Genomic DNA, 26,534 nt, shown 5'->3' on the forward strand with positions numbered 1-26,534 from the left:
CCATCCCGCATCATCCGCATCATCCAGCACCATCAGCAAGGAGTGAACCAACCGTGGTCTTTCGCGTGTACGTGGAGAAGAAGCCCGGATTCGACGTCGAGGCGCAGCAGCTCGGCGACGAGCTGACGACGATCCTCGGCATCGGCGGTCTCGACGCCGTGCGCATCGTGAACCGGTACGACGCCGAGGGCATCAGCCGCGAGCTGTTCGAGCAGGCGACGCCGACCGTGTTCAGCGAGCCGCAGGTCGACGTCGTCGGCGCGGACCTGCCCGACTTCGGCGACGCGACGGTGTTCGCCGTCGAGTACCTGCCCGGCCAGTTCGACCAGCGCGCCGAATCGGCCAGCGAATGCATCCAGCTCATCAGCCAGGGCGAGCGCCCCACGGTGCGCTCCGCGAAGGTGTACGCGCTCTCCGGCTCGCTGAGCGAGGCCGACGTCGAGGCCATCAAGCACTACGTCATCAACCCGGTGGAGGCGCGCGAGGCGTCGCTTCAGCCGCGCGACACGCTGCGCATGGAGGTCGCCATGCCGGGCAAGGTCGAGCTCGTCGCCGGGTTCGACGAGCTCGACGACGCCGGACTGCAGGCGTTCATCGACGGGCGCGGCCTGGCGATGGACCTGGCCGACGCCCGGTTCTGCCAGGAGTACTTCCGCGCCGAGGGCCGCGAGCCGTCGATCACCGAGATCAGGGTCATCGACACCTACTGGTCCGACCACTGCCGCCACACCACCTTCGGCACGCGGCTGGAGCACATCGAGATCGACGACGCCGTGGTCCGCGCCGCCTTCGACCGCTACCTGGCGATGCGCCGCGAGCTCGGCCGCGACGACCGGCCGGTCACGCTGATGGACATGGGCACGATCGGCGCGAAGTGGCTCAAGGCCAACGGCGTGCTGAAGAACCTCGACGAATCCGACGAAATCAACGCCTGCACGGTCAAGGTCAGGGTCGACGTCGACGGCGAGGACCAGGACTGGCTGTTCCTGTTCAAGAACGAGACGCACAACCACCCCACCGAGATCGAGCCGTTCGGCGGCGCGGCCACCTGCATCGGCGGCTGCATCCGCGATCCGCTGTCGGGCCGCTCCTACGTGTACCAGGCGATGCGCGTCACCGGCGCGGCCGACCCGACCGTCCCGGTCTCCCAGACCCTGGAGGGCAAGCTGCCCCAGCGCAAGCTCGTGACCACCGCGGCGGCCGGCTACTCCTCGTACGGCAACCAGATCGGCCTGGCCACCGGCCAGGTCGACGAGATCTACCATCCCGGCTACGTCGCCAAGCGCATGGAGGTCGGCGCGGTCGTCGGCGCGACGCCGGCCGACCACGTGCGCCGCGAGGAGCCGGCGCCCGGCGACCGGATCATCCTGCTGGGCGGGCGCACCGGCCGCGACGGCATCGGCGGCGCCACCGGCGCGTCGAAGTCGCAGAACGTCGAAAGCCTGGAGGACTGCGGCGCCGAGGTGCAGAAGGGCAACGCGCCGATCGAGCGCAAGCTGCAGCGCCTGTTCCGCCGCGGCGACGCCTGCCGGCTGATCAAGCGCTGCAACGACTTCGGCGCCGGCGGCGTGTCCGTGGCCACCGGCGAGATCGCCGACGGCCTGGACATCGATCTGGACACCGTGCCCAAGAAGTACGAGGGCCTCGACGGCACCGAGCTGGCGATCTCCGAGTCGCAGGAGCGCATGGCCGTGGCCATCGCCGCCGACGACGTGGACGAGTTCCTCGGCTACGCGCGCGAGGAGAACCTCGAGGCGACCGTGATCGCGACCGTCACCGAGGCCAAGCGCCTGCGCATGACCTGGAACGGCGACGTGATCGTCGACCTGTCGCGCGAGTTCCTCAACTCGAACGGCGCGCCGAAGCACATGGACGTGCACGTCACGTCCGGCGCGGGCTACGAGACGCCGTGGATGTCCGGCACGCTGGCCGAGCGCATGCACGCGCTGGTCACCGACCTGAACGTGGCCTCGAACAAGGGCCTGTCCGAGCGCTTCGACTCGACGATCGGCGCGGCCACCGTGCTCATGCCGTTCGGCGGGCGCCGTCAGCTGACCCCGAACAAGGCGATGGTGGCGAAGTTCCCGGTGTTCGGCGAGACCACCACCGCCTCCGCGATGGCGTGGGGCTTCAACCCGTACATCTCCGAGCGCAACCAGTTCACCGGCGCCTACCTGGCCGTGGTCGAGTCGCTGGCCAAGCTCGTGGCGGCCGGCTTCGAGCACGAGAAGGCGTACTTGAGCTTCCAGGAGTACTTCGGCAAGCTCAAGGACGTCCCCGAACGCTGGGGCAAGCCGATGGCCTCGGTGCTCGGCGCCCTGATGGCCCAGGCCGACCTGGGCGTCGGCGCGATCGGCGGCAAGGACTCGATGAGCGGCAGCTTCGAGGACCTCGACGTGCCGCCGACGCTGATCTCCTTCGCCGTGGCGGTCGGCGACATGCGCCGCGCCACCTCCCCCGAGTTCAAGAGGGCCGGGCACCGCGTCGTGCGCATCGCGCCGCGCTACCTCGCCGACGGGCTGACCCCCGACAAGGACGGCCTGCTCGCCGCGATGACGATGGTCGAATACCTCACCGACTTTCACGACGCCGTCGCCGTGTCCACGCCGGGCTACGGCGCGACCGCCGAGACGCTGTTCACGATGACGGTCGGCAACGGCATCGGCGTGCGGCTCGACCCCTCGATCAAGATCGACGACCTGTTCACGCCGGCGTACGGCTCGTTCATCGTCGAGCTCGCCGACGACGCCGAGCTGCCCAAGGTCACCAACCTCGTCGAAGTCGGCCAGATCGGCGTGACCACCGAGGAGTACGTGTTCGAGGCGTGCGGCGAGAAACTCGACCTCGACGCGCTGCAGGACGCCTGGGAGGGCGGCATCGAATCGGTGTTCCCGTACCGCAGCGCGAAGGACGACGCCGCGGCGCACGCCCCGGTCGAGACCGTCTCGTTCGAGGCGCCGGCCAAGACCGTGTACACGGGCGCCGGCGTCGCCAGGCCGCACGTCGTCATCCCGGTGTTCCCGGGCAACAACTGCGAGTACGACTCCGCCGCCGCGTTCGAGCGCGCCGGCGCCGACGTGACCACGCTGGTGATCAACAACCTCACCCCCGCGGCCGTCGCCGAGTCCACGCAGGCGCTGGTCGACGAGATCCGCCGCAGCCAGATCGTCATGATCCCGGGCGGCTTCTCCGGCGGCGACGAGCCGGACGGCTCGGCGAAGTTCATCACCGCGTTCTTCCGCGCGCCCGCGGTCACCGACGCGGTGCGCGACCTGCTGAAGAACCGCGACGGCCTGATGCTCGGCATCTGCAACGGCTTCCAGGCGCTGATCAAGCTCGGCCTGGTGCCGTTCGGCGACATCGTGCCGATGACCGCCGACTGCCCGACGCTGACCTTCAACACGATCGGCCGCCACCAGAGCCGCCTGGTGCGCACGCGCGTGGCCTCGAACCTCTCCCCGTGGCTGGCCAGGACCTCGGTCGGCGACGTGCACACCGTGGCCATCTCGCACGGCGAGGGCCGCTTCGTCGCCTCCGACGAGACGCTCGCGCGGCTCAAGGCCAACGGCCAGATCGCCACGCAGTACGTGGGCGAGGACGGCGTGCCGTCGATGGACCTGGCGGTCAACCCGAACGGCTCGCTGCTCGCCGTCGAGGGCATCACCAGCCCAGACGGCCGCGTGTTCGGCAAGATGGGCCATTCGGAGCGTTCCGGCGCCGGACTGTACGTCAACGTGCCGGGCGACAAGTACCAGCCGATCTTCGAGGCCGGCGTGGAGTACTTCGCCGCCTGACACGCGTCTGACGGCGCTCTCCCGCGTCGCCGCCGACGGCTGACAGCGATAGAAACCGTGCATCTCAGGGCTCTGAGATGCACGGTTTCCGTTATGGGTACCGCGATATATGCGCGGGTGACGGCATGACGACGGGCGCAGAATCCGGCGATGCCCGTCCATGAGAAAACGTACGTTTGAATGCTCCCGAATGTACGTTTTCCATTGCGGGACGCGACGCGACATGCCGGAGCGTCGGGTGCGGCGGTCAGGATGCCATGTGTTTGGCGTATGGCTCGTATGTGACAATGACATTTGCGTCTGGTTGGCGATGCCCGTAGTACTGGAGTCAGACCGACGCCCGGTGACGGTGCGCGGAATTTCCACTGACGAACAGGAGTACCGATGGCCGACAAGCCGTATGTCATCTGCCACATGATGGCGTCCGTCGACGGCCGCATCGACTGCGGCATGACGATCAAGCTGCGCGGCAACGACGAATACTATGCGACCCTGGATGCGTTGGACGCGCCGACCCGCGTAAGCGGCCGCGTCACCGCGCGGACGGAAATGGCGCTGTCGGGCGAGTTCCGCAGCGAGGGCGAGGCGCTGGGCGCCGCCGGTTTCGGCAGAGCCGCTGCCGCCGACGGTTACAACATCGTGGTGGACACCAAGGGCACGCTGCTGTGGCCCGATCAGTCGGGCAATCCGATGCCGCTGCTGGTACTGACCAGCGAGCAGGTCGGAAAGGACTATCTGGCATATCTGGACGAGCGCCATATCTCGTGGATCGCCTGCGGCGACGGGCATATCGACCTCGTGCGCGCCTGCGAGATTCTGGCCGACGAGTTCGGCGTGGAGCGTATGGCGGTCGTCGGCGGCGGCCATATCAACGCCGGGTTCCTCGATGCCGGTCTGCTGAATGAGGTGAGCGTGCTGATCGGCCCCGGCATCGACGGACGCGGCGGCATGGTGTCAGTGTTCGACGGCCTGCCGATGGACCGTGAACCCATCGCCCTCAAGCTGGAATCGGTCACCCCGTACGACGACGGCGCCGTCTGGCTGCGCTATTCGCTGTGATTCGACGAGTCGATATGCGCGTGGCCCGGGATTGCCCGGGCCACAGTGCGGCTTCCCGCGCGCCGTTCGAACCCGACAATCAGAATTCGTATCTTGTCCCGTGCGACAACAACAGACCGTCGGTCAACTCTATGCGCAGGATTATGGTGTTCTCGTCGTCGAGATCGGCATGTCCGTTATCGATCCATCCGGCGAAGACCGTCTTCAGCCGTTCGGCAACCGTCCGGTTCTCCTCTTTCCCGAAATATCCCAGATCCACGCCTTTCCCATGTGCGGTAAACCATTCTCCCGATACCGCAACGGTAGGATTGCGTCTGATGTGCTGCATCTTGTTTGAATGCACATGCGTAATGACATAGAACGCACCGTTTTCATAATATGCATTCACGCTTCGCACGTAGGGCACGCCATCGACAGCCGTCGCCAATGCGATGACCGTATCCTTGCCGAAACGTTCGATCATTACCCGTTCGGCTTCATGACTCAATGTCCCCATCGTTACCCCCTTGCTCCGACTTCCGCGTCGCGATACTCCGTCGCATCGTCGGCTTTCGATGTATCGCATGCGTAACGCGCAACCAATGACGAACCGGACAGCGCACCGCATAGTGAACAGCCTATACGTAACACGCATAGACGGTATATCGTTCCCGGCATTGTACAGGCATAGTCAGGGCACCTACGATGAAGGTGTCCATCCGACGCGGCGGTGCCGCACCCGCCCCATGCATGCGATGCCACGCACGACGTCGGTCCGCCGGAGAACCCGGCGCATGCGGCGATACGTCGGCGGGTGCAAGACTTCGCCCGTTGGCAGGTCAGCGGCGCGATCATATGAAAGGACGATTGGCGATGAGCACGATGTTGGTAACGTATTTTACGGCTTCGGGCACGACCCGCACGGTGGCCGAGCATCTGGCCAAAGCGGCCGGGGCGGATATCGCGGAACTGGTTCCGGCGCAGCCGTATACGGCGGCCGACCTGAACTGGACCGACCACGCGAGCCGCTGCGTGCGCGAGCACGAGGACCCCTCGATCCGCCCGCAGATCGCCGACGCGCCGGACGTCTCCGGCTACGACGCGGTGTTCGTCGGCTACCCGCTGTGGTGGGAGCAGGCGCCGAACATCATCCGCACCTTCCTGGAGGGGCAGGACTTCTCCGGCAAAACCGTGGTGACCTTCGCGACCTCGTCGACGAGCGTCCGCGGCGCGGACGGCGAGCACCTGCACCGATGCTGCTCGCCCGACACAAACTGGAAGGCGGGCCGGCGGCTGACCCCGCGCGACAGCGAGGCGGGCCTGGCCCGGTGGGTCAGGGGCCTCGGCCTGTGACCCCGACGGGCCGCTAGGCGGCGACCCACCCCTCGTCGAGGCCGTCGACCGGCGTGTTGGCGGCCTCGACCCGCGCCTCGTTGCGGCTGGCGGTCTCGGCGATGATGGCCTCGTAGCCGGTGAGCGCCGCGAACGGCATGAACTGCGCGGCCCGGTTCAGCCGCGACATCGGCGGATGCCTGCGCGAGCGGTGGTGCGGCAGGTCGATGATGTCGTCGTACCGGTGCGTCGGCTCAAGCGGCATGGGCGCCTCCCTTCAATGGACGGGCGAAACGACGGATCATGCGGCGTGGCCTCCGATCTGCGCGTTGCGCGCGATGCCGGTGGCGCCCTGTTCGAGATCCATCCCCTTGATCACGGCGTTCCGCCCGAACTTGCGTTTGATGTCGAGCACGGCGCGCTGCACCTCGTGGTCGCGGCGGTCCGCGCGCTCCGTCGCCTCGCGGGCGCGCGCCTCCCCCTCGGCGTCGGCGAACAGGTCGGGCTGCTCGTAGCGCGGGGCCTGCGGCCTCGCCCCGGCCGGCGCAAGGTCGTCCGCCACCACGGTGATGCGTCGGACCAGCAGATCGGGATCCACCAGCCGGTCGAACAGCTCCGCCATCGCCCCGCGGATCCGCGACGCCGAATCCGTCGGCGCGCCCAGCGACTGCGAACCGCTGACGGGCTTGGGCACCCGCCTCCCGTAACGGTCGGCGGCGACCGGTCCGGCGTAGCGCCGCGCCGCCCGCTCGCGCGCCGCCCGCTGCTGCGGCGGCAGCGGCCCGCAATCGGTGCGCGACGGATCCAGACTGCCCGCGTCGTACCCGACGCCCAGCGCCACGCGCCCGGCGACCAGCCCCTGCTCGACCAGTTCCAGGGCGAGCGCATCCGCCATCTCGCGCGTGATCAGTCGCGCGGTCGCCCAGGGCGTCGCGCCGGAGAGCACCTGCCCCGAGCTGATGCTGTGCCCCTCGGGCCGGTACGCCTTGATGTCGGCGATCGTGCAGGGCTCCCACCCCCAGGCGTGGTCGATGAGCAGCTCGGCGTTGACGCCGAACATCCGGTACAGCAAATCCTCGTTGTAGTAGTCCCGCGGCCCGCCCAGCGAGCAGCGGGCGATGTCGCCCATCGTCATCAGCCCCTGGGCCTCGAGCCTGGAGGCGTAGCCGCGGCCGACCCGCCAGAAGTCGGTGAGCGGACGGTGCCCCCACAGCATCCGCCGGTACGACATCTCGTCGAGCTGCGCGACGCGCACGCCGTCCCGATCGGCGGGGATGTGCTTGGCCACGATGTCCATCGCGACCTTGGCCAGGTACAGGTTCGTGCCGATGCCCGCGGTGGCGGTGATGCCGGTGCCGCGGTAGATGTCGCGCACGATCGCCGCCGCCATCTCGCGCGGGGTCATGCCGCGCGCCCGCAGGTACCGCGTGGCGTCCAGGAACACCTCGTCGACGGAGTACACGTGGATGTCCTCCGCGGCGGCGTACCGCAGGTAGATCTCGTAGATGCGCGCGCTCTGCCGCAGGTAGTGCGACATGCGCGGCTTGGCTACCACCATGCCGGCCTCGAGCCCCGGATCGGACGCCAGCGCGCCGGCGTCCGAGGAACGCCCCGAGAACCGCCGGCCGGGGGCCCGCGGCAACCGCTCCGCGTTGACCTCGCGCAGCCTCTGACGCGCCTCGAACAGCCGGCACCGCCCCGGCAGCCCGTACGCCTTGAGCGACGGGGAGACGGCCAGGCAGATCGTCTTGTCCGTGCGCGACTCGTCGGCCACGACCAGATGCGTGGTCAGCGGGTCGAGCCCGCGCTCGACGCACTCCACCGAGGCGTAGAACGACTTGAGGTCGACCGCGATGCATGCCCTCCCTTCCACCGCGACCCCCTTTCCGCCGTTCCGATGCATCCGCCGGCGACGCCGAGAGGGCGGCCGCCGTGCGATACAGCATAGCAGACGATTCGAACATATGTACGAACCGCGCGTCACGCCCGGCGGACGGCGACGCAAACGCCGTGCGTCCCGGCGATCCGAGGCGCACGGCGCACATTGCCGAACCCGCAGACATCCCGCGGGGATTGCGGGCGACCGCCGGACACGGGGCTCCACGGAAGGCCGGGACGCCGCCCCGGGCCGCGGCCCCGCCGGTCCGGCCCCCTGCACGGGCCCGATCCGCCGCCCGGCATCCGGCGCGGGACGTCCGTCAGCCGGCGAACTCCCGTTCGCAGATGCGGGCCACCTCGGCCACGCAGGCCTCGGCGATGATCCGGCCGCGCTCGGCGCTCGACCCGCGCGGGTCGGCCAGGCCGCCGTAGGCCGGCACGTCGCCGTCGCGCACCGGGTAGCGCACGTACGGCCGGGCCTCGACCGCCTCCTCGTAGACCACGCGGTCCATGTGCACCAGCTCGGGCGCGTAGTGCAGCATCAGCGAGGTCTCGGTGACCGCGGCGTGCTCCAGGGCCCATCCGGGGAACGCCAGACCGTCGAACACGCGGTCGACCACGTCCTGCGGCAGCGGGTCCCACCAGTTCGTCTCGACGATGGTGGCCGCGCCGCCGGTCTCCCGGGTGACCAGGTCGATCGCCTCCACGACGAACGCCTCGTTCTCGAAATGCGCGTTCATCACCACGATCTTCGTGAACCCGTCGTCGATGATCTCACGCAGCACGTCGTGCATCTGCGCGACGACCGTGGCCCCGTTCATGTCGATCGTCCCCGGGAACAGCGGCCCGCCGCCGGACAGCGGCTTCGACTTGTACCCGTAGGCCATGACCGGCATCACCGTGCCGTCCACCGCCGCGGCGAGGTCGGCCGCCAGCCGGTCGGCCAGCAGCGCGTCCACGCACATCGGCAGGTGCCGGCTGTGCTGCTCGGTCGAGCCCACCGGCACGATCACCGGCCGGTCGCGCCGGGCCGCGAACTCGGGCCAGGTCATCTCGTCCATGCGATAGCAATCCGTCATATCCGTTCCTTTCGTTTCCGAACAGCCCCCGTCGTCGCGACACCGGGGCTAGATGTCGGCCAGTTCCCTGTCGGAGTGCTCGTGCGAGCAGATCATCGCGACCAGCGCGACCGCGGCGACCGCGACCATGTACCACGCCGGGGCCATGGCCGAGCCCGTCGCCCAGATCAGCCATGTGGCGATGAACGGCGCGGTGCCGCCGAACACCGCGTTGGCCAGGTTGAAGCTGACCGCGAACCCCGTGAACCGCACGCCGGTCGGGAACGTCTCGGTCAGGTAGCTCGACAGCGTGCCGTCGTTGGCGGTCAGCGCCGCGCACAGCGCGAGCTCGACCAGCAGCACCGGCCAGAACAGCCCGGTGTTCAGGATCACGAACGCCGGCACCGTCAGCGCGATGAACGCCACGCAGGCGCCGATCAGCACCTTCCTGCGCCCGAAGGCGTCGGAGACGCGCCCCATGGCGAAGACCAGCAGCACGTACAGCACCAGGCACACGGACGTGATGGCCGAGGACCGGCTCGCCTCCATGCCCACGGTCTCCGACAGGTAGGTGGGCAGGTAGGTCAGCACCGTGTAGAAGCCGACGGCGTTGAGCATGCTGGCGCCGAAGCTGATGACGAGCTCCTTGGCGTGGTATCGGAACAGCGTGCGCAGCGGCGACGAGGCCTTCGCCCGCGAATCGCCGGCCGCCGCGCCGCCCTTGGCCTCCAGCGCCTTGGTCATGCGCTCGTACACGGGCGAATCCGCCAGGTTGGTGCGGATGTAGTGCACGATCAGGCCGAGCGGCCCGGCCAGCAGGAAGGGGATGCGCCATCCCCAGCCGACCAGCGCGGCCTCGCCCAGGTTCGCGCTCATCACGCTGGCGATCGTGGAGCCGGCCAGCAGGCCGATCGCGGTCGAGGCCGGGATCAGCGAGCAGTAGAAGCCGCGCCGTGAGGCGGGCGCGTACTCGCCGAGGAACGTCGCCGCGCCCGCGTACTCGCCGGACGCCGAGAAGCTCTGCACCATGCGCAGGAGCAGCAGCAGGGCCGGCGCGGCCAGGCCGACGGCCGCGTACGGGGGCAGGCAGCCGATCAGGAACGAGGCGCCGGACATCAGGACGATCGACACCGACAGCGCGCCCTTGCGGCCCTTCCTGTCGCCGTAGTCGCCCCAGAACAGCGCCCCGACCGGGCGCAGCACGAACGACAGCGCGAACACGCCGAAGGTCTGCATCAGGGCCACGGTCCGGTCGGAGGACGGGAAGAACACCTGGGCGATCGTCGTGGCGAAGTACGAGTACGACGCGTAGTCGAACCATTCGATGAAGTTCCCCAGGAACGACGACGCGGCCACCTTGCGGACCATCGACCGCTCCTCGCTGACGGGGCCGCCGCCCGCGGCGCGCACCCTGGCGGGCAATTGCATTTCGTAGCTCATCGGACACACCTTTCCATTCCACCGGGCGGACCCGGCGCTGCTCGGTACAGCTGCGACGAACTATCCGCCGTCCGGTTTACGCGGCCATGAACCGACGGTTACGGGCGGCGCGGCGGCGACTGGACATTGTGCACATCGCTCACTGCGGGGGCGTGCGGCCGCGGGCCAGGGCGAGTTTCGCCGCGAACAGCATCAGCGGCCACACCTCGACGTCGTCGCGGGCCGTCAGCGTCAGCCGGCTCACTTTGTCCAGCCGGTTGTACAGCGTCTGCCGGCGGATGCCGAGCCGGGCGCACGCCTCGGTCTTGTTGTCGGCGACGTCGAAGCACGCCGCCAGCGTGGCCGTCAGCGACGGATCCCCGAGCACGCCGCCGGGCAGCATCAGCGGGCACAGCATCGCGCAGGCCTCGGGCATCGAGTCGCAGGCCGCGAACCGCGTCAGCGCCAGCGCGGCCGCGCGCGTCACGGACCCCGGCCGCGCGTCGGCGGAGCGCAGCGCCCAGTCGACCATGCCGGCGGCGTTCACCAGCGCCCTCGCATCGGGGGCGGCCTGCCCGGCCACGACCCAGACGCCGTGGCGACGCGCCACGTCGGCGAGCCGGCGGCGGCACAGGGACTCGAACACGGCGCCGGCGCCGGCCGCGCCGATCCCGTCCGCGCCGTCCGCGCAGGCTTCACCGTCCATGCCGCCCGCACCCGCCGCACCGCCCGCATGCCCCGCATCGCCCGCGACGGTCGCGCCGCCTTCCGCCCGCGACGCCAGCAGCCCCATGACGGCGCCGCCGCGCAGCGCCAGCGACACGGCCCCGATCCCCCGCGCGCACTCCCGCAGCGAGGCGACGACGCCGGCGCAGTCGCGCAGCGTACGCAACGCCACGGCGAACGGCATGACGGCGGCGCCCTCGGCCACCCCGACCGCCCTCAGCATCGTCGCCGCGTCCCGGGCCTCGGCGTCGGCGGCGCACACCCCGTCGCCGGGCCCGCGCAGCAGCCGGGCGACCATGGCGACGCCGACGTCCGCCCGCACCACGCGGGGCACGCACGCCTCCACGCACCGGCGCACCGCCGCGAGCGACTCGGCGTCGAACAGCCGGAGGCGCTGCGTCAGCTCGATGCTGGCCAGCGGGTTGCCGTTGCGCTCCACCGCCATCGTCACCGTCCCATCGCCGCCCTCCGGCGAAGCGGAATCGGACTGGCCGGCGACCGGACCCGACGAGGCCAGCGGGGTGCCGTCCGCCGCGACCATCGTCGCGCCCTCGCCCAGCAGGTCGGACAGCGCGGCGACGACGTCCCGGGGCGTCGCCGCGCCGGCCAGCGCGCGGCGCAGGTCGCTGGACAGAACGTCCACATGGGAGCGGTAGGTCAGCCGCTCGCGCACGATCGCCGTGTTGATCGACTGGCACAGGTCGACGAACGGCTGCCTGGCGTACAGGCCGACGACCGGCAGCGCGCGTTCGTCGGCGCGGCGGCGCATGGCCTCGGGCACCCGGCGGACGCCCTGCACCAGCTCGATGACGACGCCGCCGGCCCGGGCGTCGGCCAGCGCGTCGACGTACCGGACGATCTCGGCGTCGGTCATATGCGCCAGTAGCGCGCTGCCCTCGATGATCAGCAGCTCGCCGCCCGACAGGAACGAGGCGACGTCGTACCGCTCGTTCGTGTAGGCCCACCGCACCGTGCGGCCCAGCCCGTCGCGGCCCGCCTCCACCACGGGCTCGGCCCTACGCAGCACCTCGTCCCGCAACACATCGCGCATCGTCACCGTCATACACATCGTCCATTTCCGCCGCCGCGCGGCTCACCCGCGCGTTACGCGGCCGCAAATCTCGGCGCCGATACTAGCCAGCGCACATTACGGGACGTTGTGCTGCCGGTTACGGGCGGCGACATGCAGAAAGGAACGATCATGAGGACGCTATTCACCAACGCGCGCGTCGACGGCACGGGCCGCACGCTGGACCTGCTCGTGGAGGACGGCGCGTTCGCCCGCATCGGCGAGCGCCTGTCGGAGGCACTGCCAGCGCAGGGGATGGACCTCGCCGGCGTGGAGACGGTGGACCTCGGCGGGCGGCTGGTGTGCCCGCCGTTCTGCGACACGCACCTGCACCTGGACTACGTGTTCACGGCCCGCAAGCCGGGCGCGACGAACGAGTCCGGCACGCTGTTCGAGGGCATCCGGCGCTGGAGCGAGACGAAGTCCGACCTGAGCGTCGAGGAGGTCAAGGAGCGCGCCAGGCGGGCGGTGGCGATGGAGCTGCGCCACGGCGTGCAGTTCATCCGCACCCACGCGGACGTGACCGACCCGAGGCTCGTCTCCCTCAGGGCGCTGCTGGAGCTGCGCGAGGAGCTGCGCGACCTGGTGACCATCCAGATCGTCTCGTTCCCGCAGGAGGGCATGTACTCCTACCGCGGCCCGTCGGGCGAGTCCGGCGCCGACCTGGTCGAGGAGGGGCTGCGCATGGGCGCCGACTGCGTGGGCGGCATCCCGCACTACGAGATGTGCCGGGAGTTCGGCGAACGCTCGATGCACACCGTGGTCGACCTCGCCGTGAAATACGGCCGGCTCATCGACGTGCACTGCGACGAGACCGACGATCCGAACTCGCGGTTCGTCGAGCTGCTCGCCGCGCTCGCTCACCGCGAGGGCATCGGCGAGCTGACCACGGCGAGCCACACCTGCTCGCTCGGCTCGGCGGACGACAGCTACTTCTTCCACCTGACCAAGCTGCTCAGGGCCGCGCGGATCAACTTCGCGTGCGCGCCGACCGAGAACCTGTACCTGCAGGGCCGGCAGGACACCTACCCCAAGCGCCGCGGCATCACCCGGGTCAAGGAGCTCTCCGACAACGGCGTCAACGTCTCGCTGGGCCAGGACTCGATGCAGGACCCGTGGTATCCGCTCGGCAACGGCAACATGATGATCATCCTCGACTATCTGCTGCATCTGTCGCAGATGATGAGCTTCGCCGAGCTGGACGACGCGCTGCGGTTCGCCACCGTCAACGGCGCGACCACGATGCGGCTGGGCGACGGCTACGGCATCGCCGAGGGGCGGCCGGCGAACTTCATCGTGCTCGACGCCGACGGCCCGTTCGACGCCGTGTACCGGCGGGCCGACGTGATCCGATCGGTGCGCGCCGGCCGGACGCTGTTCACCGCCACGACCACGGTGCGCTCCGACGTCGCTCCGCTCACGCTCGCGTAGGACGCGCCGCACGGGGGAGCCGCACGGGTCGGGACCGCGCGGCTCCCCCTCGTCCGATTCGCCGGGGACCCCGCGCGGGGCACGCCACGGCCCGGGATGTAGCCCTTGATTGCTATCGTTGTTCTGTAACGCTCCACGCCGACAAGGAGGCATCAGGCTTGTCCGCCGAACTTGAAGACATCCACGAGGAATGCGGCATCTTTGGCGTCTGGGGGCATCCGGACGCGGCCAGGCTCACGTACTTCGGCCTGCACGCCCTGCAGCACCGCGGCCAGGAGGGCGCCGGCATCGTCTCCAACGACCACGGCCGCCTCATCGGGCACCGCGGTCTGGGACTGCTCACCCAGGTCTTCTCCGACGAACGGGAGATCACACGGCTCAAGGGCGACCGCGCGATCGGCCACGTCCGCTACGCCACCGCCGGCTCCGGGTCCACCGACAACATCCAGCCGTTCATCTTCCGCTTCTCCGAGGGCGGCGACATGGCGCTGGCCCACAACGGCAACCTGACCAACTGCCTGACGCTGCGGCGCGAGCTCGAGTCCCAGGGCGCGATCTTCCGCTCGAACTCCGACACCGAGGTGCTCATGCACCTGATCCGCCGCTCCGAGCAGCCCACGTTCATGGACAGGCTCAAGGAGGCGCTCAACACCGTCCACGGCGGCTTCGCCTACCTGCTGATGACCGAGAACGCGATGATCGGCGCGCTCGACCGCAACGGCTTCCGCCCGCTGTCGCTGGGACGCATGACCAACGGCGCCTACGTGCTCGCCTCGGAGACCTGCGCGCTCGACATCGTCGGCGCCGAGCTGATCCGCGACATCCGCCCCGGCGAGATCGTGGTCGTCGACGACCACGGCTACCGCATCGACACCTACACCGACCAGACGCAGCTGGCGATCTGCTCGATGGAGTTCATCTACTTCGCCCGCCCCGACTCCAACATCTACGGCGTCAACGTGCACTCCGCGCGCAAGCGCATGGGCGCGCGCCTGGCGCAGGAGTCCCCCGTCGACGCCGACATGGTCGTCGCCGTGCCGAACTCCTCGCTGTCGGCCGCCTCCGGCTACTCCGAGGCCGCCGGGCTGCCCAACGAGATGGGCCTGATCAAGAACCAGTACGTCGCCCGCACGTTCATCCAGCCGACGCAGGAGCTGCGCGAGCAGGGCGTGCGCATGAAGCTCGCCGCCGTCCGCGGCGTCGTCAAGGGCAAGCGCGTCATCGTCGTCGACGACTCGATCGTCCGCGGCACCACGTCGCGCCGCCTGGTCCAGCTGCTGCGCGAGGCCGGCGCCTCCGAGGTGCACATGCGCATCTCCTCGCCGCCGCTGAAGTACCCCTGCTTCTACGGCATCGACATCTCCACGACCAAGGAGCTGATCGCCGCCCGCAAGTCCGTCGAGGAGATCCGCGGGTTCATCGGCGCCGACTCGCTGGCCTTCCTCAGCCTCGACGGCCTGATCGAGTCGATCGGGCTGAACGCCGACGCGCCGTACGGCGGCCTGTGCGTCGCCTACTTCAACGGCGACTACCCCACCGCGCTCGACGACTACGAGCGGGACTTCCTCGCCTCGCTCAGCGCCGAGGACCGCGTGCGCATCCCCAAGTTCGCGCTCGACGACAGCGACTACGAGGGCAACGAGTTCTCCTGCCAGCAGGGGCTCAAGCCCGGCGAATGGCCACCGCAGGACTGACGCCGCAGCCGACGAACCCAACGAACCCATCGCAGCAAGCCGGCGAGGCCGGAGATCCAAGAAAGGGAAATCATGCCCAAAGCCTATGAGAATGCAGGAGTCAGCGTTGAGGCCGGCTACGAGGTCGTCAAGCGCATCAAGTCGCATGTGGCGCGCACGAGCCGACCGGGCGTCGTCGGCGGCATCGGCGGGTTCGGCGGCCTGTTCGACCTCGCCTCGCTCGGCTACCGCGAGCCGGTGCTGATCTCCGGCACCGACGGCGTCGGCACCAAGCTGGTCGTCGCCAAGATGGCGAACCGGCACGACACGATCGGCGTGGACTGCGTGGCGATGTGCGTCAACGACATCGCCGCCCAGGGCGCCGAGCCGCTGTTCTTCCTCGACTACATCGCCTGCGGCAAGAACGACCCGGCCCTGCTGGAGCAGGTCGTCGCCGGCGTGGCCGACGGCTGCGTCCAGGCCGGCGCCGGCCTGATCGGCGGCGAGACCGCGGAGATGCCCGGCATGTACGACGAGGACGAGTACGACCTGGCCGGCTTCGCGGTCGGCGTGGCGGAGCGCTCGGCCATCGTCGACGGCTCCGGCATCGCCGAGGGCGACGCGCTGATCGGCCTGCCCTCCTCGGGCGTGCACTCCAACGGCTTCTCGCTGGTGCGCAAGGCGCTGTTCGAGCAGGCCGGCTACGGCGTCGACGACACGCTCGACGAGCTGGGCGGCGCGACGCTCGGCGAGACGCTGCTGACCCCGACCCGCATCTACGTCAAGGCCCTGCGCCCGCTGTTCCGGGCCGGCGTGGTCAAGGGCGTCGCGCACATCACCGGCGGCGGGTTCATCGAGAACATCCCGCGCATGATCCCCGACGGCCTGGCCGTGCGCATCGACCTCGGCTCCTGGCCGGCGCTGCCGATCTTCGACGTGATCGAGCGCGCCGGACAGGTCGACCACATGGAGATGTTCAACATCTTCAACATGGGCCTGGGCATGGTGCTCGCCGTCGACGCCGCGCGCGCCGACGAGACGGTGGCCATGCTGGCCGAGCACGGCGAGCCCGCCTACCGCATCGGCTCCGTCATCGCCAAGGCGTCCGACGACGTCGAGTTCGTCTGATCACGGTCCCGTCCAGCGGAACGCAACAATCCAGGAGGTAGCAATGAAGGTTCTGGTCATCGGATCGGGCGCCCGCGAGCATGCGATCGCCCATGCGCTGATGCGCGGCGGCAGCGTCGAGGAGGTCACCGTGGCCCCCGGCAACCCCGGCATGGAGCTCGACGGCATCCGCACCACCAGGATCGACCCGTCGAACCATGCGGCGATGATCGATTTCGTGAAGAACAACGGGTACGACTGGGTGTTCGTCGGCCCCGAGGTCCCGCTGATCGAAGGCATCGTCGACGCCTTCGCCGAGGCCGGCATCAAGGCCTTCGGCCCGAGCAGGGCGGCCGCGCAGATCGAGGGCTCGAAGGACTTCGCCAAGCGCCTGATGGCGCGCCACGGCATCCCCACCGCGCAGTACCGCACGTTCGACGAGCTCGACCCGGCGCAGGCCTACGTGCGCGAGCACGGCGCGCCGATCGTCATCAAGGCCGACGGCCTGGCCGCCGGCAAGGGCGTCACCGTGGCGATGGACGAGGCGACCGCGCTCGAGGCGCTGGAGGACATCTTCGTCGACCACCGCTTCGGCTCGGCCGGCGCCAAGGTCGTGATCGAGGACTTCCTGGAGGGCCAGGAGTTCTCGCTGATGAGCTTCGTCAACGGCACCGACTTCTGGCCGATGCCGATCTCTCAGGACCACAAGCGCGCCTACGACGGCGACATGGGCCCGAACACCGGCGGCATGGGCGCCTACAGCCCGGTGCCGCAGATCGGCCGCGACGTGGTCGACGCCGCGATCGAGACGATCGTGCGCCCGACCGTCGAGGCGATGGCCGCCGAGGGCACGCCGTTCACCGGCATCCTGTACGCCGGGCTCATCGCCACCGCGGACGGCCCGAAGGTCATCGAGTTCAACGCGCGCTTCGGCGACCCGGAGACCGAGGTCGTGCTGCCCAAGCTCACCAGCGACCTCGGCGCCGCCATCGACGCGATCCTCAACGGCGGCGAGCCGGAGTTCGCCTGGGACGAGGAGCGCGCCACGCTCGGCGTCGTGCTCGCCTCCGACGGCTACCCCGGCAACGTCGTCAAGGGCGCCGCGGTGCCCGAAATCCCGGTCGACGGCGACAGCCACGTCTACTACGCGGGCGTGTCCGCCGCCGAGCACGGCGGGCTGATGGCCTCCTCCGGCCGCGTGCTGCTCGTGCAGGCCACGGCCGACGACATCAGGGCCGCGCAGGAGAAGGTGTACGGCATCGTCGACGCGCTCGACACCACCGGCATGTTCTACCGCCACGACATCGGTGCGAAGGCGCTGGCCGAGGCCGCGGCGCAGGAGTAGCGGCGCGGAGGCCCGGCGGTTCTTCCGCATGGGCACGCCGGGCACGGCATACGGCAGTGGGCCCGAACCGAAGTATTCCGGTTCGGGCTCACTGCCGTATGAGCCCCAGTCCGCCCGGGTCCGCTATCCGAGCCTGCCGATCACCTTGATCAGAAACTGCCGGAAGTCGTTGAACGGCGGGTAGACGAACCACAGCGTGTCCGGGAACATCGGCTTGCTGACCACCGTCTTCTTGTGGCTGAAGATGCGGAAGCCCTCCTTGCCGTGGTAGGCGCCCATGCCCGATTCGCCGGTGCCGCCGAACGGCAGCCGGCTGGAGATCAGGTGGCCCAGCGGCAGCGAGTAGCCGAGCGCGCCGGCGTTGACGTCGCGCTCGAACATCGCGCGGGTCCTGCGGTCGCGCGAGAACACGTAGGCGGCCAGCGGGCGGCTGCGTTCGTTGATGAAGCCGACCGCCGCGGCCGCGTCGTCGACCACGAGGATCGGCAGGATCGGGCCGAAGATCTCCTCGCCCATCACCGGGGCGTCGGGCGAGGTGCCGAACAGCACGGTGGGCGCGATGTACCGGTCGTCGCGGTCGGTGCGACCGCCGCACACGATCTGCCCGGCCGGGTCGTCGCCGTCGCCCTCCTGCGGCAGCAGCCGGGAGAGCCGGTCGAAATGCCGCTCGTTGATGATGCGGGCGAAGCTGCGCGAGGCCTGCGGCTCCTCGCCGTAGAACTCGCCGACGGCCACGGCGATGCGTTCGGCGAGCACCTGCGCGATGTCGGGCGTGGCCAGCACGTAGTCGGGCGCCACGCAGGTCTGCCCGGCGTTGGTGAACTTGCCCCAGGCGATGCGCCGCGCCGCGGTCGCCAGGTTCACGGTGCCGTCGACGTAGCACGGTGACTTGCCGCCCAGCTCCAGCGTGACCGGCGTCAGGTGCTCGGAGGCGGCCTTCATCACGATGCGGCCCACGCGCCCGCCGCCGGTGTAGAAGATGTGGTCGAACCGCTCGGCCAGCAGGTCGGTCGTCTCCTGGGGGCCGCCCTGCACCACGGCGATGGCGCTGGTGTCCATGTACCGCTCGATCAGCTCGGCGGTCAGCTGCGAGATGTGCGGCGAGAGCTCGGAGGGCTTCAGGCAGATCGCGTTGCCGGCGGCGATCGCGTCGACCATCGGCTCGAGCGAGAGCAGCACCGGATAGTTCCACGGCGAGATGATGAGCACCACGCCCTTCGGCTCGTTGATCGTCCAGCCGAACGCCGGCTGCAGCAGCCAGTGCATCGGCTTGGGGTGGCGGGCCGACCACAGGCGCATGCGCCGGCGGACGAACCTCGCCTCGTTGAGCACCAGGTCGATCTCCATGAGCAGCGTCTCGGCCGCCGGCTTGCCCAGGTCCGCGGCCACCGCGTCGACGATGGCCTGGCGGTTCTCGACGAGCATGCGCCGCAGCGCGTTGAGCTGCCCGCGCCGCCACGACAGCGGCTTGGTGACGCCGGCCTCGAAGGTCTCCCGCAGCCGGCCGACTACCTCGTGGGTCATGTCGTCCTCCCTTCCATGACGGCCGTCAGCGGCGGCCCGTGAAGTGGTCCATGCCCTCGTTCAGGCCGAAGACGCCGTAGATCGGGTCGGCGATCTTCGGCGGCAGCGCGGCCACCAGTCCGGCGACGGCCGCGAACGGCGGCATGATGAGCCGCTCGCGCCCCTTGGCGACGGCCTCGACGATCCGGTCGGTGACCTTCTCCTCCTTGAGGATGGGCAGCAGCAGCGGGAACTTGGTCGTCACGCCCTCGAACATGCCGGTGTCGATGTAGTACGGGCACACGACGAGCGTGCGGATGTGCGAGCCGGCCTTCTTGAGCTCGGCGCGCAGCGAGTTGGTGAAGCCGACGGCGGCGAACTTGCTGGCCGCGTAGTCGGTCTGCCGGGCCACGGCCACGATGCCGGCCGCCGAAGCGACGGTGACGACCGCGGCGCGGCGCTGGCGTTTGAGCTCCGGCAGGAACGCCTTGGTGGTCCAGAACAGGCTGAGCACGTTCACCTCGAAGGTGCGCCGGATCTGCCGTTCGGTGAGTTCCTCGAACGGCGCGCCGGAGACCACGCCGGCGTTGTTGATGAGCACGTTGACCTTGCCGAGCGCGGCGACGGTGTCGGCCGCGGTCTGCCGCACCGCCGTGCTGTCGGTGACGTCGACGGTGAAGGCGACGGCCCTGGGATGGGCCGGGTCGGCGCCGACCTGAGCGTTGGCCATGTCCGCGGTCGTGCGCGCGGCCTCGGCGTCGATGTCCCAGACGGCGACGGAGCCGCCCTCCTCCACGATGCGCAGCGCCATCAGGCGGCCGATGCCGGAACCGGCGCCGGTGACCACCACGCTGGCGCCTTCATAATACTGATGAGGTTTCATGTCAGCTCCTTTGCCAGACGAATCGAAGGAAATGCAACGATGCCGACCGGCATGCCGGTCGGCATCATCCCTGCCATCCATCGTAGCGCGGAACGGCGTGTTCCGGCGGCTTTCTACCGCGTTGGCGCGTCCATGAACCCGGTGTCCCTGAGGTAGTTGGAGCCGGCGGTGACGTCGTACTGGATGAGCAGGTAGTCCTCCAGCAGCTGCCGGGTCTGCTCGTCCATGTCGCTCTCCGCCATCGGGTCGCCGTCGGCGTCCAGGTAGATCGACTGGCCCTCGGGGATGCGGTCCCAGCCCTGGATGTTGTTGACGACCGGCGGCTCCATCGCCGAGACGTGCTCGTGCATCTGCGTGAGGAACGCGAGGAACGGCGAGACCTTGGCGTTCATGTGCTCCGCGGCCTGGGCGATGAAGAAGTTCGGCGACGTGTAGTCGCTGTCGTCGTTCTTCGCGCCGCTGCCCGCGGACGCCTGGTTCGACCAGATGAAATAGTCGGTCAGGTGCAGCGCGAGCGAGTTGTCGTCGTCCTCGCTGGCGGTCGAGTAGATGCCGGGCAGGTGGTCGCCGTAGAAGACGACGGTGACCGGCTTGTCCAGCTGGTCGAGCTCGTCGAGGAAGTCCTTGGTGGCCTCGTCGCTGATCGAGACGCCCTTGGCGTACGTCTCGATCGACTCGGTCTCGTCCTCGCCCAGCGGCTGGGAGGGGTCGGTGCTCTCCACCGTGAAGTCGTTGTCCCGGTACCAGTCGTTGTACGGCATGTGGTTCTGCATCGTGATGATCTGGATGAACTGGTTCGCGTCGGTGGACTCGATCTCCTCCAGGGCGCTGCGATAGGTCGCCTCGTCGGACACGTACGGCGAATCGTCGATCGTGTCCTGGTGGGCGATGATATCCTCGCCCTCCAGCGTGTAGAAGTGCGAGAACCCGAACTTCTCGTAGTTCGTCGCGCGCGAGTACATCGACGGCTCGTACGGGTGGAAGCCGATCGAGTTCTCGGCCGCGCCCCACATCTGGTTGACGGTCGGGGTCCAGTGCTGGCTCGGCACGAGCTGCTGGTACGGGCTGGTCAGCGACGAGTCGAAGTTCGCCATGCTCATGCCGCTCAGCCCCATGTACTCGAGATTCGCCGTGCCGCCGCCGTAGCCGGAGGACAGCATCAGGCCGCTGGTCGTGTTCTCCTTGATCTCGCGGACGTTCGGCATCGCGTCCTGGTTGAGCTCGAGGCCGGGCACGCGCGAGGGGTCGGAGAACGATTCGGAGAGCACGAACACCACCGTGCTCTCGTCCAGGTACTCGGAACGGGTCTCGTTGATGGCGTCGGCCGCCTGCCGGTAGCGCGCGGCGACCTCCTGCATCGTCTCCTCGCTGTAGTCCTCCGGCTCGTCCATGACCTTGGGGTTGAGCTGGCGCACGAACGCGACGACCGGACCGTTGCGCTGCGCGTCGTACACCGAATCCCACATCGACGGGGTGTCGCCGAGCGCGGACGAGACGGCGTTGGCCCACGAGCCGACGGTGCCCACCTGCATGGCGTACAGGCCGAACAGCATGCCCGGGCACAGGATCAGCAGCAGGCGGACGATCGCGTTCATCGCCGGGTTGGCGGTGCGGATCATCCGGCCGTGGCGGCCGTCGATGCGGTCGAGGACCACGAACAGCGCGACGAACACGGCGAACACCGCGACCGCGCCGAGGACGGCCCACTGCCACCCGGCGGGCATGAAGCTCATCAGGTTGCCGGTGTTCGACCCCAGGAAGCTCAGGTCCGAGGGCAGGATGGCCTCGTACCGGATGCCGACCTTGAAGTGCTCGATCACCGAGATGATCAGCGCGAGCGCGAGCACCACCGGCGTGGCCACCCAGAAGCGGTTGCACGCCATCAGCACGATGAGGTAGACGATGCCCACCAGCAGCATGTTGAGGATCAGCACGAAGTTGGCGTGTGTGAACATCTTGGCGATCATGTCGCCCAGGCCGACCAGCGGGCTGGACAGCTCGATGCGCGTGCTGTCCATCGTCACGCCCCACTGCAGGATGGCCACCGCCGCGAAGTCGAACACGACGAACAGCAGGGCGTACAGCCATCCGGGGAACGGCCTGCGTTGCTTTGCCTTGGATTGGGGTGTCCGTGTGATGCTCAATTCCTCGATCACGTTCCCTTCAGTCGATTCGCTCATAGTGCACTTCATCTGCCGCGCGGCGTCCTTTCCTCACGCATACGGTCACCATTGTGCGCGACCATGCTGGGAAGGGCCCCGTCGGCCCCGTCTTTCTTTACGATTGTTGCCAAAACACCAAGATAATAGCCGGTCGCGCGGCCATGCCCCCTTGCATGCCCTGATTTTTCCCTGAGCCGGCATCGGCCGACCGGCCCGCGCGGCCGATGCCGGCTACCGGCAGTCCGGGCACAGGCCGAACACCTCGACCGTGTGCGACTGGACGGTGAAGCCGTGCGCGTCCGCCACGCCGCGCAGCCACGACTCGCTCGGCGGCTCGATCTCCACCGTCCTGCCGCAGCGCACGCAGACCAGATGGTGGTGGTGCCCGTCGTCGCCGCACAGGCGGAACAGCTGCTGGCCGTCGAGGCGGATCGTGTCCGCCTGCCCGGAATCGGCGAGCGCGTTGAGCTGGCGGTAGACCGTGGCCAGGCCGATGTGCATGCCGTGCTCCTCCAGCAGCCGGTGCAGGTCCTGCGCCGAGATGAACTCGTCGCAGCGGCGCAGCGCCTCGCGGATCGCGTCCTTCTGTCGGGTCTGCCGCTCGGCCATGTCCTGTCCCCTCCTCATACGGCGTCCCGTCGCCGGCGCCGGACGTCCGCGGCGATGTGCCGCGTGCCGGCGCCGACGGCGGGACCATGTTCGCGGCCGGCGGCTACCTCAGGTCGTCCCAGCAGCCGGTGGCCTCCAATGCCCGCGCCGCCGCGTCGGTGTCGTCGGCGAGCACGGTGATGTGCCCCATTTTACGGTCGTGCTTGACCTGGGCCTTGCCGTAGTCGTGCACGTTCCATTCGGGATGCCCGCCGATCAGCGCGCGCGTCGGGGCCACGTGCTGGCCGAGCACGTTGACCATCACCGCGGGGCTGAGCAGCCGGGGCTGCGGCAGCGGCCAGCCGGCGATGCCGCGGATGTGCGCGTCGAACTGGTCGATCGAGCACGCCTCGATCGTGTAGTGGCCGGAGTTGTGCGGGCGCGGCGCCAGCTCGTTGACCAGCACGCGGCCGTCACGGGTGACGAACAGCTCGATGGCCAGCGTGCCGGCGAGCCGGAAGCCGCCGGCGAGCGTGAGCGCCAGCTCGTGGGCCCGGGCCGCGACCTCGTCCGGCACCTCGGCGGGCGCGATGGTCATGTGCAGGATGTTGTTGCGGTGCACGTTGCGCACGATCGGGAACGTCACGTAGTGCTCGCCGTCGCCGGACACCAGGATCGAGGCCTCGAACGCGAAGTCCACGAACCCCTCGAGGATGGCCTGCGGGAAGTCGTCGTCCGGCCAGACGGCCGCGAGGTCGTCGGCGGAGCGCAGCACGATCTGCCCGTGGCCGTCATAGCCGCCCTCGCAGGTCTTGAGCACGGCCGGGTAGCCGAGCTCGGACAGCGCCGCGTCGAGTTCGGCCCGATTGCCCACCGCGCGCCACGGCGCGGTCTCGATGCCGTGGCGGTTGACGAAGCTCTTCTCCGCGATGCGGTTCTGCGTGACGCGCAGCAGGTCGGTGCCCTGCGGCACCGCGCACCGGCCCTCGCCGACGCCGCGCACCTCGTCGAGGGCGTCGGCGTCCACGTTCTCGAATTCGTAGGTGAGCACGTCGCTTTTGGCGGCGAGCTCGCGGATCGCGGCCTTGTCGTCGTAGTCGGCCACGATCTGGAAGTCGCCGACCTGCGCGGTCGGGCAATTAGGGGTCGGGTCGAGCACGCCGACGCGGAAGCCCATGTACTTGGCGGACAGCGCCATCATGCGGCCGAGCTGGCCACCGCCGACGATGCCGATCGTCGATCCGGGCATCAGGCGCGACACCGCGCCGCGGGTCTCGTCACACAAGCTGGGCATTGGATTCGGCCACCTTCTGCTTGAGTCCGTCGCGGTACGCCTGCAGCTTGTCGGCCAGCGCCTGGTCGGTGGTCGACAGGATGCTCACGGCGAGCAGGCCGGCGTTCGTCGCGCCGGAGTTGCCGATGGCCGTCGTGGCCACGGGGATGCCGCCGGGCATCTGCACGATCGACAGCAGCGAATCCCAGCCGGAGAGCGCGCGCGACTGGACCGGCACGCCGATCACCGGCAGCGTGGTCTGGGCCGCGACCATGCCGGGCAGGTGGGCGGCCCCGCCGGCGCCGGCGATGATGACCTTGAGGCCGTTGGCGCGGGCGTTGTGCGCGAACTCGGCCATGAGCTCGGGCGTGCGGTGCGCGGAGATCACCTGCTTGATGTAGGGGACCCCGAACTGGTCGAGCATCTCGCATGCGTGCTGCATCGTCGCCCAATCGCTCGCCGAGCCCATGATGACCGCGACCTGCGGCGTGTTGTCTGCCATAGAAACCTCCCGAAATCGAAGCCGTGCCGCGCATGGGCGGCGTCGGATACGTTCCCACTCTACCGTCGGGTTGCGTCAACCCGCATGGTTGCAGCCGTCCGGGCCGGTGTCCGGCGACCGGGCGGGACCGCGGCGCCCAATGCGAGCGGCGTCCGGCTTCGGCTCCGATGCGCCGCCGGAATATCGACGTGCGGCGTCCGCGTGGGCGGCGCGCCGGCCGCACAATGTGCGCCACGGCGGCGTCTGGGCAGGCGGCACCCGCGCAAGGCATGCCCGGCGCCCACGCGGAGTCGCGTCGGCGACGCCGAATCCGCCCGTCGGAACGGGAGCCGACCTCTCGCGGGCATCCGGCGGCCGGTCTCGGAGAGGCCGCTGACGGGGTTTCTTGGTTATCTGTAGACGATTTGGGGGTCTGCGGACACCCAATTGCGCTACGTGAGGCAGCCTGGACGCCCCACCCCGGGTAGCGGGCGCGGAATTCCGCCATCGATACTCCAGGTCTTCGGGAAAGGCTGCCTCGCGTAATGCAGATAGGTGTCTGCAGACCCCCAAATCCACTACAGCTAGTGCAGATAGAAGGCCTCCGGACTCACACGCGCAGCACCAGCTTGCCGAACACGTCGCCGGCGACCATGCGGGCGAAGGCGGCCGGCGCCTCGTCCAGCGCATAGACGGCGTCGATCGTCGGATGCAGGTCGGCATGCTCGACGAAACGCAGCAGGCGGCCGAAGTCCTCGCGCGTGCCCATCGTGACACCCTGCACGCGGATGTCCTGGAAGAACACGCGGGTCAGTTCGGCGCCCGGCTGGTCACCGGTGGTCGCGCCGCACACGGCGATCGTGCCGCCCGGGCGCACCGACCTGACCGAATGGCCCCACGTCGCCGCGCCGACCGATTCGATGACCGCGTCGACCTTGCGCGGCAGCCGCGCGCCGGGCTCGAACGCCGCGTCGGCGCCGAGCGCCAGCGCCCTGGCGCGCTTGCCCTCAGACCGGGAGGTGACGAACACCTCCAGCCCCGCCGCATGGGCCAGCTGGATCGCGGCGGTGGACACGCCGCCGCCGGCGCCCTGCACCAGGATCGTGTCGCCGGGCCTGACGTTCGCGGACGCGAACACCAGGGAGTAGGCGGTCAGCCAGCTCGTGCCGAGGGCCGCGGCCTCGTCCATGCTCAGGTTCGCCGGCTTGGCGAACACGTTCGCGCTCGGCACCGCGACCTTCTCCGCCATCGTGCCCGGGTAGCGCTCGGACAGGATCGAGCGGCGCTCGCCCGGCATCACGCCGGCGCCGTCCGTGCCGACGAACGTGTACAGCACGACCTCGCTGCCGGCCTTGAGCCCGTGTCTGCCGGGGATGTCCTCGTCGAGCACGCCGGCGGCGTCGGTCCCGAGGATCATCGGCGTCTGTTCGGCGGACAGGCCGACGCCCTGCAGGCTCCACACGTCATGGTGGTTCACCGTCACGGACGCGACGGACACCGTGGACCAGTACGGGCGGGGTTCCGGCTCGGGCATGTCGCCGACCTTCAGCACCGACAGGGGGTCATCGCGGTTGGTTCCTGCTGCGTATGCGGCCTTCATTGGCACTCCTTCGCTTGGTAACGGCTCATCCGGGGGTCGGTCGGGCGGCAGCGCCGAGCGGTCCCGTACCCCGTGCACATTGTGCGCGGGGAAAAGCGGCATCCGCCCGCATGATGCGCCGTCCGCAGCATCGCCCCTCAATGCACATTGTGCGCGGGGTGGGCGACCGGATGC

At 69.4% G+C, this 26,534-nt stretch carries 20 protein-coding genes; 7 read left to right on the forward strand and 13 right to left on the reverse strand.

Annotated elements, in window-relative coordinates:
- Positions 1-53: 53 nt before the first annotated feature.
- Positions 54-3,794, forward strand: a complete 3,741-nt coding sequence (locus KIH73_RS03405) for a phosphoribosylformylglycinamidine synthase (RefSeq protein WP_219080551.1) — start codon at positions 54-56, stop codon at positions 3,792-3,794.
- Between the two features lie 384 nt (positions 3,795-4,178).
- Entirely contained in the window at positions 4,179-4,853 is a 675-nt protein-coding gene (locus KIH73_RS03410; protein ID WP_219080553.1) for a RibD family protein, read from the forward strand.
- 79 nt (positions 4,854-4,932) lie between these two features.
- Here the strand turns inward: KIH73_RS03410 and KIH73_RS03415 are convergent, their stop codons facing one another.
- Positions 4,933-5,349, reverse strand: coding sequence for a pyridoxamine 5'-phosphate oxidase family protein (locus tag KIH73_RS03415; RefSeq protein WP_219080555.1), 417 nt, complete (start codon positions 5,347-5,349; stop codon positions 4,933-4,935).
- A gap of 356 nt (positions 5,350-5,705) precedes the next feature.
- Here KIH73_RS03415 and KIH73_RS03420 point away from each other — a divergent pair, with 356 nt between their 5' ends.
- The gene (locus KIH73_RS03420; RefSeq protein ID WP_219080557.1) at positions 5,706-6,185 is read left to right on the forward strand and encodes a flavodoxin; all 480 of its coding nucleotides are present in this window, start codon (positions 5,706-5,708) and stop codon (positions 6,183-6,185) included.
- 13 nt (positions 6,186-6,198) lie between these two features.
- On the opposite strand, the gene KIH73_RS03425 is transcribed toward KIH73_RS03420, so the two are convergent.
- From KIH73_RS03425 to KIH73_RS03445, 5 genes are all read right to left on the reverse strand, one after another.
- Positions 6,199-6,429, reverse strand: a complete 231-nt coding sequence (locus KIH73_RS03425) for a hypothetical protein (protein WP_219080559.1) — start codon at positions 6,427-6,429, stop codon at positions 6,199-6,201.
- 36 nt (positions 6,430-6,465) lie between these two features.
- On the reverse strand, positions 6,466-8,067 hold the full coding sequence (locus KIH73_RS03430; RefSeq protein WP_219080561.1) for a Y-family DNA polymerase: 1,602 nt from the start codon (positions 8,065-8,067) through the stop codon (positions 6,466-6,468).
- Between the two features lie 295 nt (positions 8,068-8,362).
- A complete protein-coding gene (locus KIH73_RS03435) occupies positions 8,363-9,103 on the reverse strand; it encodes a creatininase (RefSeq protein ID WP_219080658.1) in 741 nt (246 codons plus the stop codon).
- Between the two features lie 66 nt (positions 9,104-9,169).
- Complete coding sequence (locus tag KIH73_RS03440; protein WP_219080660.1) at positions 9,170-10,468, reverse strand: MFS transporter; 1,299 nt, start codon at positions 10,466-10,468, stop codon at positions 9,170-9,172.
- Between the two features lie 211 nt (positions 10,469-10,679).
- The gene (locus tag KIH73_RS03445; RefSeq protein ID WP_219080563.1) at positions 10,680-12,296 is read right to left on the reverse strand and encodes a PucR family transcriptional regulator; all 1,617 of its coding nucleotides are present in this window, start codon (positions 12,294-12,296) and stop codon (positions 10,680-10,682) included.
- A gap of 147 nt (positions 12,297-12,443) precedes the next feature.
- Between KIH73_RS03445 and KIH73_RS03450 the strand changes: the two genes are divergently transcribed.
- The 4 genes from KIH73_RS03450 to purD all read left to right on the forward strand — a co-directional run bounded on the left by KIH73_RS03450 (position 12,444) and on the right by purD (position 17,870).
- The gene (locus KIH73_RS03450) at positions 12,444-13,745 is read left to right on the forward strand and encodes an amidohydrolase family protein (RefSeq protein WP_420830215.1); all 1,302 of its coding nucleotides are present in this window, start codon (positions 12,444-12,446) and stop codon (positions 13,743-13,745) included.
- 158 nt (positions 13,746-13,903) lie between these two features.
- Entirely contained in the window at positions 13,904-15,439 is a 1,536-nt protein-coding gene (purF, locus tag KIH73_RS03455) for an amidophosphoribosyltransferase (protein ID WP_219080567.1), read from the forward strand.
- A gap of 72 nt (positions 15,440-15,511) precedes the next feature.
- The gene (gene purM, locus KIH73_RS03460; RefSeq protein WP_219080569.1) at positions 15,512-16,546 is read left to right on the forward strand and encodes a phosphoribosylformylglycinamidine cyclo-ligase; all 1,035 of its coding nucleotides are present in this window, start codon (positions 15,512-15,514) and stop codon (positions 16,544-16,546) included.
- A 43-nt stretch (positions 16,547-16,589) separates the two neighbouring features.
- The gene (purD, locus tag KIH73_RS03465) at positions 16,590-17,870 is read left to right on the forward strand and encodes a phosphoribosylamine--glycine ligase (protein ID WP_219080571.1); all 1,281 of its coding nucleotides are present in this window, start codon (positions 16,590-16,592) and stop codon (positions 17,868-17,870) included.
- A gap of 123 nt (positions 17,871-17,993) precedes the next feature.
- On the opposite strand, the gene KIH73_RS03470 is transcribed toward purD, so the two are convergent.
- The 7 genes from KIH73_RS03470 to KIH73_RS03500 form a co-directional block, all read right to left on the reverse strand.
- Positions 17,994-19,394 (reverse strand): aldehyde dehydrogenase family protein, encoded by a 1,401-nt coding sequence (locus tag KIH73_RS03470; protein ID WP_219080573.1) that lies wholly within the window; start codon positions 19,392-19,394, stop codon positions 17,994-17,996.
- Between the two features lie 25 nt (positions 19,395-19,419).
- The gene (locus KIH73_RS03475; RefSeq protein WP_219080575.1) at positions 19,420-20,256 is read right to left on the reverse strand and encodes an SDR family oxidoreductase; all 837 of its coding nucleotides are present in this window, start codon (positions 20,254-20,256) and stop codon (positions 19,420-19,422) included.
- Positions 20,257-20,369: 113 nt separating this feature from the next.
- Positions 20,370-22,436 (reverse strand): LTA synthase family protein, encoded by a 2,067-nt coding sequence (locus KIH73_RS03480; protein WP_219080577.1) that lies wholly within the window; start codon positions 22,434-22,436, stop codon positions 20,370-20,372.
- Between the two features lie 213 nt (positions 22,437-22,649).
- Positions 22,650-23,045, reverse strand: a complete 396-nt coding sequence (locus KIH73_RS03485; protein ID WP_420830214.1) for a Fur family transcriptional regulator — start codon at positions 23,043-23,045, stop codon at positions 22,650-22,652.
- Between the two features lie 85 nt (positions 23,046-23,130).
- Positions 23,131-24,300 (reverse strand): 5-(carboxyamino)imidazole ribonucleotide synthase, encoded by a 1,170-nt coding sequence (purK, locus tag KIH73_RS03490; protein ID WP_219080579.1) that lies wholly within the window; start codon positions 24,298-24,300, stop codon positions 23,131-23,133.
- Positions 24,284-24,781 (reverse strand): 5-(carboxyamino)imidazole ribonucleotide mutase, encoded by a 498-nt coding sequence (gene purE / locus KIH73_RS03495; RefSeq protein WP_219080581.1) that lies wholly within the window; start codon positions 24,779-24,781, stop codon positions 24,284-24,286. The genes purK and purE overlap by 17 nt, the downstream gene beginning before the upstream one ends.
- A gap of 589 nt (positions 24,782-25,370) precedes the next feature.
- Positions 25,371-26,360: a zinc-binding dehydrogenase gene (locus tag KIH73_RS03500; protein ID WP_219080583.1), complete on the reverse strand. Its 990-nt coding sequence runs from the start codon at positions 26,358-26,360 to the stop codon at positions 25,371-25,373.
- Positions 26,361-26,534: the final 174 nt, after the last annotated feature.

This window comes from Bifidobacterium phasiani (assembly GCF_019331775.1).
Taxonomy (GTDB): domain Bacteria; phylum Actinomycetota; class Actinomycetes; order Actinomycetales; family Bifidobacteriaceae; genus Bifidobacterium; species Bifidobacterium phasiani.

Bases quoted from the DNA above. Each gene is read 5' to 3' on its own strand.
- KIH73_RS03410 (WP_219080553.1), top strand. From the start codon at position 4,179: ATGGCCGACAAGCCGTATGTCATCTGCCACATGATGGCGTCCGTCGAC.
- KIH73_RS03415 (WP_219080555.1), bottom strand. From the start codon at position 5,349: ATGGGGACATTGAGTCATGAAGCCGAACGGGTAATGATCGAACGTTTC.
- KIH73_RS03420 (WP_219080557.1), top strand. From the start codon at position 5,706: ATGAGCACGATGTTGGTAACGTATTTTACGGCTTCGGGCACGACCCGC.
- KIH73_RS03425 (WP_219080559.1), bottom strand. From the start codon at position 6,429: ATGCCGCTTGAGCCGACGCACCGGTACGACGACATCATCGACCTGCCG.
- KIH73_RS03430 (WP_219080561.1), bottom strand. From the start codon at position 8,067: ATGCATCGGAACGGCGGAAAGGGGGTCGCGGTGGAAGGGAGGGCATGC.
- KIH73_RS03435 (WP_219080658.1), bottom strand. From the start codon at position 9,103: ATGGACGAGATGACCTGGCCCGAGTTCGCGGCCCGGCGCGACCGGCCG.
- KIH73_RS03440 (WP_219080660.1), bottom strand. From the start codon at position 10,468: ATGGTCCGCAAGGTGGCCGCGTCGTCGTTCCTGGGGAACTTCATCGAA.
- KIH73_RS03445 (WP_219080563.1), bottom strand. From the start codon at position 12,296: ATGCGCGATGTGTTGCGGGACGAGGTGCTGCGTAGGGCCGAGCCCGTG.
- purM (WP_219080569.1), top strand. From the start codon at position 15,512: ATGCCCAAAGCCTATGAGAATGCAGGAGTCAGCGTTGAGGCCGGCTAC.
- purD (WP_219080571.1), top strand. From the start codon at position 16,590: ATGAAGGTTCTGGTCATCGGATCGGGCGCCCGCGAGCATGCGATCGCC.
- KIH73_RS03470 (WP_219080573.1), bottom strand. From the start codon at position 19,394: ATGACCCACGAGGTAGTCGGCCGGCTGCGGGAGACCTTCGAGGCCGGC.
- KIH73_RS03475 (WP_219080575.1), bottom strand. From the start codon at position 20,256: ATGAAACCTCATCAGTATTATGAAGGCGCCAGCGTGGTGGTCACCGGC.
- KIH73_RS03480 (WP_219080577.1), bottom strand. From the start codon at position 22,436: ATGAGCGAATCGACTGAAGGGAACGTGATCGAGGAATTGAGCATCACA.
- KIH73_RS03485 (WP_420830214.1), bottom strand. From the start codon at position 23,045: ATGAGGAGGGGACAGGACATGGCCGAGCGGCAGACCCGACAGAAGGAC.
- purK (WP_219080579.1), bottom strand. From the start codon at position 24,300: ATGCCCAGCTTGTGTGACGAGACCCGCGGCGCGGTGTCGCGCCTGATG.
- purE (WP_219080581.1), bottom strand. From the start codon at position 24,781: ATGGCAGACAACACGCCGCAGGTCGCGGTCATCATGGGCTCGGCGAGC.
- KIH73_RS03500 (WP_219080583.1), bottom strand. From the start codon at position 26,360: ATGAAGGCCGCATACGCAGCAGGAACCAACCGCGATGACCCCCTGTCG.